A 14,950-nucleotide genomic window follows, 5' to 3' on the forward strand; every position below is an offset into this window, starting at 1 on the left:
AACGAAAGCTGCGGTGACAGCGTTGCCGCCAAAGCTGACAGCATAATCCTGCGCAATTGCCTTTTCGTCACCTTCCGGCATTGTCTCTGACAAAAAGGTCACGTCGATGTAGGACTGGCCAATAAATAGCGCTTTCATCCTGTACTCCATTAAAGTCCGGGCCACACTGCGCAAATGCAGCGATGGTACCTTCCGCTTTTAACGACGGATTTCTAAATGATGTCCTAGGGAAATCATGAAAGTGCCTTGCTCGCAAACCTGATGTATCAACTTGTTACATTACAGGTTGTTTTTGCGGGTCTTTCCCCAAAATGACAGCTGGCATGAGGAAAACTACGCAGGGCATGTTCCCATAGGCGCTAACTTAAGAAGCTATGTTCGGGAGTACGTTGTATTTTCCGCTTTCTGGGAGGCTCGTATATGCTTCGCCAAAAGCTGCTGGTGTTAGCGGCGATGCGCCCATTAGTTGTATGCGATGAGCCCTACAAATTTTGATTTGTTTTGTAACTATTGAAATATCACTAAAAGCTGATTTGACCTGTAAGTTCTTAAGCATAGCGGTTCAGCGATATGTAAAACATACTGCCGTTTCTACTGTCTGTATTCTTCCATACTTTGTCAAATATGGGCATATGCCTCACTCGGCAATCCGACCAGACCTCAGTTCAGTTGAGGCCCATACAAACGAGAACTGAGAAATGCGTAAAGTTAAATCTATTGGTAGAACTGAAGCTATTTTGTTCTGGGGGATCTTTATCGCTTCGATCTTACTTCACTTAACTCTTGGTGATGTCGTTGTGGCACAGAAACAGGAGCATGCTAAATATCTTATCTCCCTTAGAGAAAATCCTTCCGTCTGGGTCGAAACAAACGCCTTTCTTTACTACGCAAAGTTAGCGCAGCCATGGATTACATTCCCTGCGATAGCGTTCATAATCCTATCAGCAATCATAAGAAATAAGTGCCAGGATCAGTAAAATAAGTTGGACGCAACCGGTATCCAGAAACAGGTTAAAATTTCCAATTGGGTTCAATGCGTTAGAGCTTAGATTGGTACCTAGGCGGCGCGATCCGTCATAATTCGCGCGGCAGTTTCACAAAAATACAGAACTTGCCTTCTGGTGTTTCGCCAAGGCTGATTTCACCGCCATGGGCGTTGATGATCTGCTTGACGATGGAAAGGCCGAGGCCAACACTGGAGGAACGGGTGCGTTCTACGCTGTCATTGCGGAAGAAGGGCTCAAACACCTTCTCGTGCAGATGGTCGGGAATGCCGGGGCCGGGATCACTGATGGAAACAAGCAGCTGATCATTCTCAAGATTTTGCATCTCAACAATGGCCGCACCACCATATTTGAGCGCATTATCAATGAGATTGCTAAAGGCTCGGCGCAGGGCCGTCGGTTGGCCATTCATGACAGCGCGGCCTTCAACTTCCAGCTCAACTTCACCGCCACCACCAAAGATGTTGCGGCTTTGGTCCGTCAGCTTATGGCGTTGAGGCACGAACACAACATCATTGCCCGTGTCCATGTAGTCATCACAAAGAGACTGAAGTAGGGCTGCGAGGGAGAGGTGCTGAGGCTCTTCCAGCAAGGCGTTGAACCGGAGGAAATCAAGGGAGGCTGCGATGAGGCGGGTCATCTCTTCCACATCATGCAGCATGCGATTGCGCAGGGTGGTGGATTCGATCTGTTCCAGCCGCAGGCGTAGACGGGTGGCAGGTGTACGCAGATCATGGCTGATGGAGGCCAGCATGCGTTTTTGTTCTTCCAGCAACTGCGCTCGGGCTTCCTGCTCTCGCACCAGCGTATCCTGAAGGGCAACGGCTTCCTCGGTGTCCCACGGTTTCAGCTCGGCCCGCTCATACTTTGCCAGGGACCGGAACGGGGCGGCGGTGTAGTGAATGAGGCTGCGGGCCAGCACAAACACCAGAGTGATGCAAAGCGCGGCGATGATGAACAGTACCGGCTCCGTCATCCGGTCCTGCCAGAGCTTCGGGAAGGTGATCAGGCGGTTGCCTTGCTGGTTTGGAAGCGTCAGATAGAGCTGAACAGCCTTGTCCTGCCGTGTGACTGCCTGAGCAAAGGCGCCCAGCTTATCAAGTTGATAGGCTGGATTGGGTTGGTCGTGCGTGATTAGATCTGCCCGGGGCAAAGCACCGGTAAACACCAGTTCGGCTGCGAGCTTGAGACCATCGTTATTGAAGGTCAAAGGAAGAGAAGAGACATCACCTGAAAGCACTGGTTTGCCAGCTTCAACAACCTGCAGATACTTACCCGCAAAAGGAGCGGGTGCAGTGCCGCGCATGTATTGGCTCAGTTCCGCACCGGCCTCAAAAGAGTTCGCCAGTGCTAACTCGCGCGTGTTGTAGGCGTTGAGCGTGAGCCCCAAAACCACGAAGACCGAGAGCACGGCGGTGATGAGAACCACAACCATACGGTGTTCAAGGGATCTGGGCAGGAGGCTCAGGATCAATCCTGACATGGCCACGCTCTTTTCAGTGCCATGGACCTACACCCGCGTTACGCTTTGGGAAAACAGATAGCCCTGATGGCGCACTGTGGTGATGAAATCCGTGCTTGGGTCCGTCTGTGCCAGTTTTTTACGCAGGCGGCTGATCAGAATATCAATGCTGCGATCATGGGAATCCACCTTAGCACCACGCAGCACGCGGCCCAGTGTATCGCGAGAGATCGGCTTTTGCGGTGCCTTCACAAAGGTCAGTAAAGCGTCGAACTCGGAAGAGCTCAAATGCACCAGCACACCATCTGGTGCGGTCAGGTGGCGGGTTGCCTCATCCAGTTTCCAACCGGCGAACTCAAAGCGCTGCGCTTTTGGCGCTGCCGCTGTTTCAACGTCTTCAGTACGGCGGAAAATAGCGAAGATACGGGCTTGTAACTCTCGAGGATTGAACGGCTTTTCCAGATAATCGTCAGCGCCCAGCTCCAGCCCGACAATACGCTCCGTATCACCTGTAATCGCGGAGATAATGATGATCGGCATCCTGGAGGTTTGGCGCACGCGCTGGCACAGGGTCAGCCCGTTTTCTCCCGGCAGCATGATGTCCAGAACCATCAGATCAATGTGGTTGGTGTCCAGAAGCTCAATGGCTTCCTCTGCAGAGTTTGCAGTGAACACGGTGTACCCACGATCTTTCAGGAAGTCTGCCGTCAGGCTGGCGATTTCCTCATCATCGTCAACAATCAGCAGTGTTTTGTTCGAGAGCATCATACCTCGGTGTACCCATTTCAGTCCCAACCAGCTCACTCTGGCTCAGTGCTGTATAACAAAACATTTGGCCGCTGCGAGAGGAATGTGTATGCGTCAGGTTGTCTTGCACGTGCAAGTTCATTGGATTGTGTGTTTATACGCGATAAATTGAAGAAAGAGTTTGCTAGAAGCGTCCTTGAGAATACCCATCGGGAGAATGTAATGGGCAGCCCGCGTCTCAGCTTGGTCGCACTTGCTGTTTTATTCGGTAGCATAACGGCACAAGCCGCACCCACCGCTGAAGTTCTGCATTTCTGGACATCAGGTGGAGAAGCACGCGCAGCCCTTTCGCTCAAGCAAGCGTTTGAGGCCCGTGGCGGTGTTTGGGATGACGCACCTGTTGCTGGCGGAGGCGGCGACGCCATGGCAGCCGTTTTACGTGCCCGTGCGCTGGCCCAAGTGCCGCCATCCGTTGCCCAGATCAAAGGTCAGAACATTCAGGAATGGGCAGAAATCGGCTCGCTTCAAGGGCTTAACACCATAGCGCAGCAGCAAAACTGGGATGAGCTGCTGCCAGACCTTTTGAAAGAAACCGTTCAGTATCAGGGCAAATATGTTGCTGTGCCTTTGAACATCCACCGTGTGGACTGGATCTGGGCCAATCCCAAAGTGCTGGATAAGGTTGGCGTCACACCTCCGCAAACATGGGATGAGTTCAACGAGATTGCAGACAAGATCAAAGCCGCTGGCATTATCCCGCTCGCCCACGGCGGTCAGCCCTGGCAAGACGTGACCCTGTTTGAGGTGGTGCTGCTGGGGATCGGCGGCGCAGATTTTTACAAAAAGGTCTATCTGGATCTGGATCAGGACGCTTTGCGCTCAAAGACCATGATCAAGGTGTTTGACCAGATGCGCAAGCTCAGCACCTATGTGGACCCCGGCGCTCCGGGTCGTGAGTGGAACCTTGCCACCGCCATGGTGATGCGCGGTGAAGCGGCCATGCAGATTATGGGCGACTGGGCCAAGGCGGAGTTTCTGACGGCAGGCCTCAAATACGGTGAAGACTTCATCTGTGTCTCGTCTCCCTCCAAAGGCGGTTACATCATCAACTCCGACAGCTTCGCCATGTTCAAAGTCTCAGACCCTGAGCAGAAAGCTGGACAGCAACTGATGGCCTCCATGCTGCTGGATGAAGAAGTGCAAAAGGACTTCAATCTGCTGAAGGGCTCTATTCCCGCCAGACTTGGCGTGAGCCTTGATGGCTTTGATGAATGCGCCATGAAATCCAGCGAAGACCTTCTTCTCAATGAAGCCCGCAACACCGTGGTTGGCTCCATCGCCCACGAACTTGTGCAGTCCGGTGCCGTGCGTGGGGCTTTTCTGGATGTGGTCACAGAGCATTTCAATACGGATATGTCTTCGCAAGAGGCTGTCAATCAACTTGCCGAGACCGTAATCCTAGCAGATTGATTTCCCTCGGGCAGTCAGAGTAAAGCGTAGTTCCTGATAAGACCGCAGCACCCAGTGAGCAAAGAGAACCCTATGTCCAACCCCCAGCAGCGCAAGCAGATGTCTGTTCTTGACAGATTGCAGCGATATTTGCCGCAGCTGGTGGTAGCCCCGCCGTTCCTGCTCCTGGTGTTCTTTGTGTACGGCTTCATTGCATGGACGGGCTTCATCTCGCTCACCAACTCCCGCATGCTGCCCACCTTTGATTTTCAGGGCATTCAGCAATATGTGCGCCTGCTGGCCATGGACCGCTGGAACGTGGCTTTCCATAACCTCCTGATTTTCGGCAGTCTTTACATCCTGTTCTCAATCACCATTGGCTGCGTGCTGGCCGTTCTGCTGGACCAGCGTATCCGCGCTGAGGGCGCACTGCGCACGATCTATCTGTATCCCATGGCGATCAGCTTCATTGTGACGGGCACAGCGTGGAAATGGATCCTGAACCCGTCCCTTGGCATTGAAAGCTACATGCAAAAACTGGGGTGGGAGAGCTTCCAGTTCGACTGGATCGTCAACCGCGATATGGCGATCTATGTGGTGGTCCTCGCCGCCGTCTGGCAGGCCTCAGGCTTCGTGATGGCCCTATTCCTCTCCGCTCTGCGTACTGTCGATGAGGACATCATCCGCGCCGCCCATCTGGACGGTGCCAGCACCACCCGCATCTATTTCGGCATCATCCTGCCATCACTACGGCCCGTGTTCCTCTCCGCCTTTGTCATTCTCGCGCACCTGTCCATCAAGAGCTTTGACCTTGTGGTGGCGCTGACAAATGGTGGGCCGGGCTACTCCTCCACACTGCCAGCCAACTTCATGTACGAGATGGCCTTCCGCCGCAACCAGATCGGCCTTGGGGCCGCTTCTGCCATGATGATGCTGGCCACCGTGGCCGCAATCATCGTGCCCTATCTGTATTCCGAGTTGAGGGCAAAGCGTCATGGCTGAACCCAAAACACTCCCCGGCGCCAACGGCAAACGCCATCTGATTGGCCGCCTGTTCATCTGGACCTTACTGCTCGCCGCCGCCGTGCTCTACCTAGGCCCAATCTACGTGGTGCTCTCCACCTCGCTGAAGGATCTTGCTGAAATCCGCGCCGGAGCCCTGCTGGACCTGCCCCACGAGCTCAACTTCACCGCATGGCGTGAGGCATGGTCGAGCGCCTGCATCGGCGTGCGCTGCGAGGGCTTGCGCCCATACTTCCTCAACTCGGTGATCATGTCCGTGCCATCGGTTGCGATCTCAACCTTGATCGGCGCCTTAAGCGGTTACGCCCTGTCGCTCTTCCGCTTCCGCGGAGCCAACATCATCTTCGCCCTGATGCTGTTCGGCTGTTTCATCCCGTTCCAGATCGTCATCCTGCCCATGGCCCAAACCCTCGGCTATCTGGGCATCGCCAACTCCATCACTGGCTTGATCGTCGTGCACACCATCTACGGCATCAGTTTCACCACGCTGTTCTTCCGCAACTACTACGTCTCCGTTCCGCAAGAGCTGGTGCGGGCAGCCACCATGGACGGGGCAGGGTTCTTCCGCATCTTCTGGCACATCATGCTGCCGCTCTCGGTTCCCATCATCGTGGTCTCGGTCATCTGGCAGTTTACACAAGTGTGGAACGAGTTCCTCTTTGGCGCCAGCTTCACCTCAGGCGGGTCTCAGCCGGTCACAGTCGCACTCAACAATCTCATCAACTCCACCACCAGTGTAAAACAGTACAACGTGGACATGGCCGCAGCCCTCATAGCCGCCGCGCCAACCCTCGTTGTCTACATCATTGCTGGGCGGTTCTTCGTACGCGGGCTCACCGCTGGCGCGGTCAAAGGCTAAAGGCTCATTTATGGCGACCATATCCATCGAACATGCCTCAAAATCCTTTGGCTCAACCGAAGTTTTGAAGGACATTTCCCTTGATGTGAAAGATGGCGAATTCCTCGTCCTGCTCGGCGCCTCCGGCTGCGGAAAGTCGACGCTGCTCAACATCATCGCGGGACTGGAGCCCATCGCAGATGGCACCATCCGGCTGGATGGCGAAGTGGTCAACGACGTCCACCCCAAGAACCGCGACATCGCCATGGTATTCCAAAGCTACGCGCTCTACCCAAACATGACAGTGGAACGCAACATCGCGTTCGGGTTGGAAATGCGCAGGATCAGCAAGGCAGAGCGCAAAGCCACCGTCCGCGAAGTCGCCAGCATGCTGCAAATAGAGCACCTGCTTGCCCGCAAACCAGCGCAACTTTCCGGCGGACAGCGCCAGCGCGTCGCCATGGGCCGCGCCCTTGTGCGACGCCCGAAGATCTTCCTGTTCGACGAACCTCTCTCCAACCTGGACGCCAAACTGCGCGGCGAAATGCGCACAGAGATCAAGAAGCTCCACCAGTCTTTGAAGGCCACCATGGTCTATGTCACCCATGACCAGATCGAGGCCATGACGCTGGCCGACCGCATCGCCATCATGAAAGACGGCGTGATCCAGCAAATTGGAACGCCGCAAGAGATCTACAGCAAACCAGCGAACATGTATGTGGCAGGCTTCGTCGGCGCACCACCCATGAATTTTGTGGAAGTGGATCTGGTGAAGCAGGATGCTCAGCTCGGTGTCATCCTGCCAGCCGTCCTGAAAGGCGAGCCAAAGGACTACTTCCTCCCGCTGCCAAACTCAAAACAACTCGAAACACGCGAGAACACAAAAATCATCCTCGGCCTGCGCCCCGAAATGATCACCCACAACGCCTTCACCCAATCCACAAACCCAGAGATCGAATGCGACGTAGACCTCCTAGAACCCACCGGCGCCGACACCCTCTGCCTCATCCGCCTAGCCAACCACCCCGCCAAAGCCCGCGTCTCTCCTTTGTTCACCTGCCAACCCGGCGAGAGCATGACCTTTGCCATCGACATGGGGAGAGTGTGTTTATTTGACGGGGAGAGTGAGGAATTGATTGGGTAGGTAACTTTAATGAGCGACATCACAATTAGATCGGAGCTTCGCCAACATGCATGAGCTCTAACCATGAGAGGCATATGTTCTCCGTGCATACTGTTAAGAAATAAACATGGAAAACAATTACAAATTACGGCGCAGGAAATACCAATATTATCAGACTGATAATGTATCGCAGGTCTGAGATTTTTCCTCTCATGTGTTCCTCAAAAGCATAGCGTTTTATTCTCCTCTCTATATCTGAAGTAAGCTTCAAGACCTTTATGATTGCAAGTCGCAATGCATAGTATAAAAGTTTCTAATTTAGGCAAAGAAATCATAATTCCTTCCGCTGTGTTAACAAGCGCTTCTATGAAGATCACATAATGTCTCTTATTCTCCCAAAGTGCACGCCAACTTAATGATGCACTCTCAACCCAATACCTCCCTGCTTCTCATTCTGGGGATGAAGGAAACAGGGAGGCTGGGTGGGAACTGGTTGTGGCTGGGGCTAGGCTGTTTCTGAGAGTTGGTCTTTTACGAGTTCGGTCCAGAAGCGGGCGCCGGTCATGAGGATGTTGTCATTGAAGTCGTAGAAGGGTTTGTGGAGGGCTGTGCCGCCTTTTTCGCCTACTTTTCCGTTGCCGACGAGAATGTAGCAACTTGGGACTTTGCGTTGCATGTACGAAAAATCCTCTGAGATAGTGAAGGGAGGAGCTTCGCCGTCTACGTTTTCTTCTCCGGCGATTGCTTTGGCAACGCGAACGGCAACAGCTGTTTCCTTTGGCGTGTTGATCGTGGAGAGGAATGTGTTGGTGAACTTATATTTGTATTCAACGCCGGCTGAAACACACTGACCAGCAGCCACTCTTTCGATGGCAGCTTCAATCTTTGCCAGCGCTTCATCAGTAAAGCAGCGGGTGTCGCCTTTGATGGTTGCGGACGATGGAATAACGTTGGTTGTGCCGTTGGTGGTGAACTCCGTCACCGAGATCACGGCAGGTTCATGAATTGAACTCAAATTACGGCTGGTGACCGTTTGCAGGGCCAATATGATCTGCGCGCCAACCACGATTGGGTCAGTGCCCATGTGAGGCATTGCAGCGTGACCACCTGTCGCGAGGATCTCGATTTCAAAGCCACTTTCCGATGCCATGATTGAGCCCGGATTGGTTACAAAATGGCCTTCCGGAACGCCCGGCAAGTTATGCATGGCGTAGATGGCATCCATCTTGAAACGGTCAAACAGGCCATCTTCGATCATTGCTTTTGCACCGACGCCGTGCTCTTCACCTGGCTGAAAGATGAAATAGACTGTTCCATCGAAATTCTTATGCGTTGCTAGCTCATGGGCAGCACCAAGCAGCATGGTGGTGTGTCCGTCATGACCACACGCATGCATCATCCCATCGGTTTGGGATTTATAGGCGAAGTCATTTTCCTCGGTGATCTTGAGGGCGTCCATGTCTGCACGCAGGCCAATTGTGCGATCGCTATCACCGCATTTGAGCACGCCAACCAAGCCGGTGCGACCGATATTGCGGTGAACTTCAATGCCGAATTCTTCCAGCTTCTGGGCGATGAACTCGGATGTTTTCACTTCTTCAAAGCCAAATTCTGGCATTTGATGCAAGTGCCGGCGCCACGCAATGACTTGTTCTTCGATTTTGCTCATTGAAGTTCCCTTACCTCCTCTAAGAAACTTACAAAGAGGCAGCCCTGGAACAGCTGCCTCTTCGCTTTATTTGTTTTTATTCGGCAGCTTGTTTGATTGCTGGTGCTTTCTCACTGGCTTGCTTTTCATCCGTAAATTCTTCACGGAACATCTTGAATGTACTGATCATTGCTATGAAGAGCACAAACATCAATGGCAGAGCGAAAATCAAGCTGATGGACTGCAACAAATCGATACCAGATTTTGTTGCCAGCATCAGTGTCAAAGCCATAGCGCCCTGTGCAATGGTCCACATAACCTTCTGCTTATTGCTTGGGTTCAAGGATCCATCTTCACTCATGGAGCTGAGTGTGAAGGTTGAGCTGTTCATGGATGTGATGAAGCAGGTGAACAGAGCAATCACAACACCAATGGAGATGACGGTACCGAGTGGGAAGTCTTCCAGCACGATGAAGGTTGCAGCTTTAGAAGACGCTGCTGCAGCTTCCAATGCTTCCGGAGAGGCTTCAAGGCCGATTGTGCCGAAGAACGCAACCCAGAGGAAGATACCGAGGCATGGCAGGATCATGGATCCAAGGATGAACTCACGGACTGTCCGGCCTTTGGAGACACGTGCAATGAACGGACCAACAAACGGCGCCCAGGCAATTGCCCATGCGTAGTAGTAGATTGGCCAGCCACCGATCCATGAGGTTTCTTTATCAGCGGCAAAGGTTGGCAACATCAACGCATCAGTAAAGAAGTCGTTCATGTAGTTACCCATTGTATCAAAGTAAACATTGATCATCTGGGTGGTTGGGCCAAGCGCGCCGACGAGTACAATCAAACCAACAAGAAGATAGGCGTTGTAATCGGAAAGGATCTTGATGCCTTTTTCAAGACCAGTGGTGGTGCACAAAATGGTGATGACTGTGATGGCACCCACAAGAATGATCTTAGTCAGAGGGCCATCTGGTGTGCCAATCAGATAAGAGGAGCTGATGGACAGGGACAGGCCAGTTTGACCAAGAGAGGTAGAAATACCTGCGATGGCGCCGAACACACAGACCAAGTTGATCAGTTTGCCCCAGCCACCATTTGCTTTATCACGGCCCCATGGGAGCAAAATGTTACTGATCAGGCCGCTTTCGCCTTTACGGTACATCAGATAACCGAGGATCAGACCAACCACGGAGAATGCTGCCCAGGCCTGAATGCCCTGGTGAATGAAGCTCTGCTTCATCGCAAACTCAGCTGCTGCCGGTGTTTGTGCAGCAATGCCGGTTGTCTCTAACGGGTTCATGTAGTGGTAAACTGGCTCTGCAACACCCCAGTAGAGCATTACAGTACCCATACCAGCAGAGAACAGCATCGCAATCCATGAGAACGTGCTGAATTCTGGTCTGGAATCGTCCGCTCCAAAGCGGATGTTACCGTATTTACTGAAGGCGAAGAAGAACATCACCATGACATAGGCAAAGGAGCCCGCCATGTAGATCCAACCGAATTTATCGGTCAGATAGTTCATTGTGCTTACACCCACATTATAAAGTTGATCCGGGAACAGGATGCCTGACAAAACCACGACAACAATGAATGTCATCGTGCTGGCAAAGAGCATCTTACCTTGTTTTAGTTGTTGTACAGCTTGGTTACTCATAACTCTCCCCTGAGTTAACCGCTACAGCGCTAAGGATAAGCAATGCCGAAGCAAATTATCCTGACTGCATAGGAGGGAAGCCGTCTCCCTGCCCCGAGGGGACGGCTCATGCTTGTTATTTAATGATGATCATTTCCGGTGCAGCACGCTCAGTGAGCCACTCTGCGCCGTCTTCTGTGATGACGATGTTTTCCTCATGAACCATCTGCTTTCCTGGCGCGTAGTTCATGCCCGGTTCCAAAGTCAGAACCATACCCGGCACAAGCAAAGTGTTGTCGGTTGCTGTGTGAGATGGGCGCTCTGTCAGCTCCATGCCAAGACCGTGGCCAATGCGGCCTACGTCATTACCAAGAGCACCGGCTGCTTCCAGTACACTCCACATTGCATTGTAGATGTCTGTGGTCGTGTTGCCCGGCTTGGCGGCTTCAAAGCCTTTGGTTGTTGCTTCCCATGTTGCGCGATAAGCAGCAAGCGTCTCTTCACTTGCAGAGCCAAACGCCCAGTTGCGGTCAAAATCTGAGAAGTAACCATCTCTGACTGCACCTGTGTCGATGATGAGAACATCACCGTCATTCAGCACGCGGTCTGTTGGGCCCATGATGATGCTGTCATAACCATCGGGACCGGACCCTGCGATAATGTAAGGGCACTCATCCGCACCTGCCGTGAGCATGTCAATTCTGAACTGCTTGCAGATTTCGCGCTCGGTCATTCCAGTTTTTGCGTAGTTTGGAATGAGGTCGAAGGCTTGATTGGTGATACGGCAGATTTGGCGGGTTTTGTTGATTTCAGCCGCAGACTTGATCTGGCGAAGATTGTGAATTGCAAGCGCTACGTCAACAAATTCTGACTCAACCTTGTCACGTAGTTCCAGGAAGTTGTTTGTTGGCATACGCAGGTAGGATTCAATCCCGAGCGTCGCACCGACACGACCATACTTTTTAGGAAGATCATTCATGGCCTTGGCAACCAGAGAAATGCCATCGTCCTCAGGACATGGTGATGCCCAGGTACGGATATCATCGATCCATGTTGCCGCCATTCCAGTGGCGCCAATCTCTGGAATAACCGCGATTGGCTTGCCTTCAAGAGGCACAATCAGAAACCAAGGACGTGTTGGACTGTGCCAAAACTGAGTGAAGAAACCAGAGAAATAGCGGACATTGGGTTCTGTCGTGAAAAGGACAGCGTCCACTTTTTGCTCATGCATCACCTTTTGCAGGCGTGCTGTCCGGCTTTCAAATTCTGAAACTTCAAAGCCCCTCAAAGAAAACTCTGACATGATGTGCTCCCGTTTTATGACAGAGTGGCCGGACCCGAAATTGCAAATTTGTGAACGCAAATGGGTTCAACCAACCTTTGAGTTACATATTTAATACAATATCATTTCAGTCAACAATATTAGACTCTAATAGGCGTTCATACATATAAATTTCTAGATTTCCGTCCTCTCTAGTGGATAAAATATCAGTACTACTACGCATTTCGGCTCAAAATTAGCTTTTACAGTTAAATGAAGTGAACTTTTCATTGCAAACACCGGGAAACGTGGTTACCAACACAAGGAACCTATTACGTACTCAGGCGAGCTTTGAGAAAACAGCTATGATCAACCTCAATGACTTCACAAATGTAGAATGTCTCTTTGAAGATGATGATGATCGTCTTGCAAACTACTTTCGCATTGCAGAAACAGTCGCGGATTTGATCGGGCCACACTGTGAGGTTGTGGTGCATTCTCTCAAAAACCTGGAAACATCTGTCGCCAAGATCGTCAACGGACACATGACGGGTCGGACGATCGGGTCTCCCATAACAGACCTCGGTTTGAAGATGCTGCGGGTTTATCAGGAGACAGGCAACCTGACACCGAAAGCCTACTTTACGCATAATGCTGAGGGGCAGCTGCTTAAATCAGCAACGACGATTATCCTTGGCGCTTCAGGCAAACCGATTGGTTTGTTCTGCCTGAACATCAATCTATCCCTGCCCTTCTCAGAGATCATCAGCACCTTCACTCCAGATACTGCTGAAGTTGCAGAGAAAACAACACCAGAACGCTTCAGCACCAACTCAACTGAGGTCATTTTGGGTGCCTTGGAACAGGCGATCAGAGATGTGGAGGCAGACCCATCGGTGACACAAAAAGCCAGCAACAAGGCTGTCACCAAACTGCTTCTTGAACGGGACATTTTCGAGTTCAAAGAAGCAACCGTGCTTGTGGCGGAAAAACTCGGGATCACGCGACACGCCATCTACAAGTACATCCGAGAATCAAAAACTCAGATCACTAGCAAAGAGTAAGTAGAATGAAAAAATTAGTTGCGACAGAAAACGCTCCAGCTGCAATCGGACCGTATTCTCAGGGAACTGTTTTGGAAAACCTTGTTTTCACTTCTGGTCAATTGCCGCTTGATCCAAAAACAATGGCCTTTCCTGAAGGTGGCATCACTGAGCAGGCCAGAATGTCACTCGCCAATTTGAAGGCTGTGCTGGAAGAAGCTGGTGCTGGCATCGACAGCGTGGTGAAAACCACATGCTTCCTCGCTAAAATGGAAGATTTTGCAGCGTTCAACGAAGTCTACACGGAAGTCTTTGGCACTGAAGGTGCGCCTGCACGCTCTTGCATTCAGGCAGGCCGTTTGCCGAAAGACGCGTTGGTTGAAGTCGAAGCAATCGCGTACGTCAAATAAGCTGCACCACATTCCTGTTGCTGCGCTCTGAGATAGAGGTCCCCACTTTCTTCGAGCGCAGCTCTCCTTCCCTTGCCCAAGCTGTTGAAGAGACCAAGATGCTTAAGATACGCAGCAATCGTTTCCGCACAGGTGAAACCAGTCCACTGTTCACGACTGAAGTTGCAGAGAAAACGCGTGAGTTTCATAGCCAGATCCAAGGTTATGAGCCAACTCCCCTCACCAGCCTTCCTGCCTTAGCAAAGGAACTGGGCGTCAAAGCAATTTATGTGAAGGATGAGTCTCATCGTTTCGGACTAAATGCCTTTAAGGTGCTTGGCGGCTCCTATGCCCTTGGCCGCTTGCTTGCGAAGAAGCTGGATCTCGATATTTCGGAGATTGATCTGCAGACTGTCTCTCAAAAGTTTGAGCGCCCTATGGTCTTTACAACAGCAACAGCTGGCAACCATGGGACGGGTGTCGCATGGGCTGCGCGCGCTATGGGTCAGAAGGCTGTTGTTTACATGCCAAAAGGCTCGCCTCAGTCAGCTGTCGAGCGCATCCGAGGTTTAGGTGCCGACTGTATCGTGACCGATGTGAACTACGATGACACTGTTCGGTTGGCGAATAAAACAGCTGAAGAGAACGGCTGGGAGCTTGTTCAGGACACTGCCTGGGATGGCTATGAAGAGATACCAACCTGGATCTCCCAGGGCTACATGACAATGGCTGGAGAAGCAGCTGATCAACTCGCCAAGCTGGACGATGCTCAACCAACTCACGTCATGCTTCAGGCTGGTGTCGGAGCCATGGCAGGTGGTGTTCTGGGCTATCTTGCAGATGCGTACGGACCTGAGAACTTTACCTCTGTAATCAGCGAGCCACGCGCTGCAGATTGCCTTTATCAATCTGTTTCCAGCGAGAATGGTGAGATGACGGCTGTTGAGGGTGACCTGACCTCCATTATGGCCGGTCTGGCCTGTGGTGAACCAAATCCGATCACTTGGCCAATCCTACGGGACTGTGGCGATCACTTCATCTCAGCCACAGATAATATTGCCGCAACTGGCATGCGTATTCTTGGCAATCCGCTTAAAAATGATCCTGCGATCACTGGCGGCGTGTCCGGTGCTTTGAACATCGGCCTGCTTTATGCATTGAGGGCGAAAGAAGAGTATGCCGAACTGGCACAAAAAGCCGGCCTCAACGAAGAGAGTGTTGTATTGATCTTCAGCACGGAGGGCGACACCAACCCTGAACGTTACAGAAAAATCGTCTGGGAAGGCGCCTTGCCTCTTTAACTGTGAATCGGCATGCAAAATTG

General features: G+C 52.0%; 12 protein-coding genes and 1 pseudogene. 7 read left to right on the plus strand and 6 right to left on the minus strand.

The window, feature by feature from the left end:
- The 3 genes and pseudogenes from PsWM33_RS28490 to PsWM33_RS18300 form a co-directional block, all read right to left on the minus strand.
- A pseudogene (locus tag PsWM33_RS28490) lies at positions 1-138 on the minus strand (sugar kinase); the annotation flags it as partial.
- Between the two features lie 936 nt (positions 139-1,074).
- The gene (locus PsWM33_RS18295) at positions 1,075-2,487 is read right to left on the minus strand and encodes a sensor histidine kinase (protein WP_063301166.1); all 1,413 of its coding nucleotides are present in this window, start codon (positions 2,485-2,487) and stop codon (positions 1,075-1,077) included.
- A 27-nt stretch (positions 2,488-2,514) separates the two neighbouring features.
- Positions 2,515-3,231 (minus strand): response regulator, encoded by a 717-nt coding sequence (locus PsWM33_RS18300; RefSeq protein ID WP_208986705.1) that lies wholly within the window; start codon positions 3,229-3,231, stop codon positions 2,515-2,517.
- 204 nt (positions 3,232-3,435) lie between these two features.
- Between PsWM33_RS18300 and PsWM33_RS18305 the strand changes: the two genes are divergently transcribed.
- From PsWM33_RS18305 to PsWM33_RS18320, 4 genes are all read left to right on the plus strand, one after another.
- The gene (locus tag PsWM33_RS18305) at positions 3,436-4,683 is read left to right on the plus strand and encodes an ABC transporter substrate-binding protein (protein WP_063301167.1); all 1,248 of its coding nucleotides are present in this window, start codon (positions 3,436-3,438) and stop codon (positions 4,681-4,683) included.
- Between the two features lie 72 nt (positions 4,684-4,755).
- The gene (locus tag PsWM33_RS18310; protein WP_057464584.1) at positions 4,756-5,664 is read left to right on the plus strand and encodes a carbohydrate ABC transporter permease; all 909 of its coding nucleotides are present in this window, start codon (positions 4,756-4,758) and stop codon (positions 5,662-5,664) included.
- On the plus strand, positions 5,657-6,544 hold the full coding sequence (locus PsWM33_RS18315; RefSeq protein WP_063301168.1) for a carbohydrate ABC transporter permease: 888 nt from the start codon (positions 5,657-5,659) through the stop codon (positions 6,542-6,544). Before PsWM33_RS18310 ends, PsWM33_RS18315 begins: the two co-directional genes overlap by 8 nt.
- Before the next feature lie 10 nt (positions 6,545-6,554).
- Entirely contained in the window at positions 6,555-7,667 is a 1,113-nt protein-coding gene (locus PsWM33_RS18320) for an ABC transporter ATP-binding protein (RefSeq protein ID WP_063301169.1), read from the plus strand.
- A 484-nt stretch (positions 7,668-8,151) separates the two neighbouring features.
- On the opposite strand, the gene PsWM33_RS18325 is transcribed toward PsWM33_RS18320, so the two are convergent.
- From PsWM33_RS18325 to PsWM33_RS18335, 3 genes are all read right to left on the minus strand, one after another.
- Positions 8,152-9,315 carry a M20 aminoacylase family protein gene (locus PsWM33_RS18325; protein ID WP_063301170.1) on the minus strand — a complete coding sequence of 388 codons (1,164 nt, stop codon included), beginning with the start codon at positions 9,313-9,315 and terminating at the stop codon, positions 8,152-8,154.
- A gap of 76 nt (positions 9,316-9,391) precedes the next feature.
- Complete coding sequence (locus tag PsWM33_RS18330; protein WP_208987890.1) at positions 9,392-10,954, minus strand: BCCT family transporter; 1,563 nt, start codon at positions 10,952-10,954, stop codon at positions 9,392-9,394.
- 115 nt (positions 10,955-11,069) lie between these two features.
- Positions 11,070-12,236 carry a M24 family metallopeptidase gene (locus PsWM33_RS18335; RefSeq protein ID WP_063301171.1) on the minus strand — a complete coding sequence of 389 codons (1,167 nt, stop codon included), beginning with the start codon at positions 12,234-12,236 and terminating at the stop codon, positions 11,070-11,072.
- Positions 12,237-12,559: 323 nt separating this feature from the next.
- Here PsWM33_RS18335 and PsWM33_RS18340 point away from each other — a divergent pair, with 323 nt between their 5' ends.
- The 3 genes from PsWM33_RS18340 to dpaL all read left to right on the plus strand — a co-directional run bounded on the left by PsWM33_RS18340 (position 12,560) and on the right by dpaL (position 14,927).
- A complete protein-coding gene (locus PsWM33_RS18340; protein ID WP_063301172.1) occupies positions 12,560-13,258 on the plus strand; it encodes a helix-turn-helix transcriptional regulator in 699 nt (232 codons plus the stop codon).
- Between the two features lie 5 nt (positions 13,259-13,263).
- Complete coding sequence (locus tag PsWM33_RS18345; RefSeq protein WP_057464574.1) at positions 13,264-13,647, plus strand: RidA family protein; 384 nt, start codon at positions 13,264-13,266, stop codon at positions 13,645-13,647.
- Positions 13,648-13,745: 98 nt separating this feature from the next.
- On the plus strand, positions 13,746-14,927 hold the full coding sequence (dpaL, locus tag PsWM33_RS18350; protein ID WP_063301178.1) for a diaminopropionate ammonia-lyase: 1,182 nt from the start codon (positions 13,746-13,748) through the stop codon (positions 14,925-14,927).
- Positions 14,928-14,950: the final 23 nt, after the last annotated feature.

The organism is Pseudovibrio sp. WM33 (assembly GCF_001623165.1).
GTDB lineage: Bacteria > Pseudomonadota > Alphaproteobacteria > Rhizobiales > Stappiaceae > Pseudovibrio.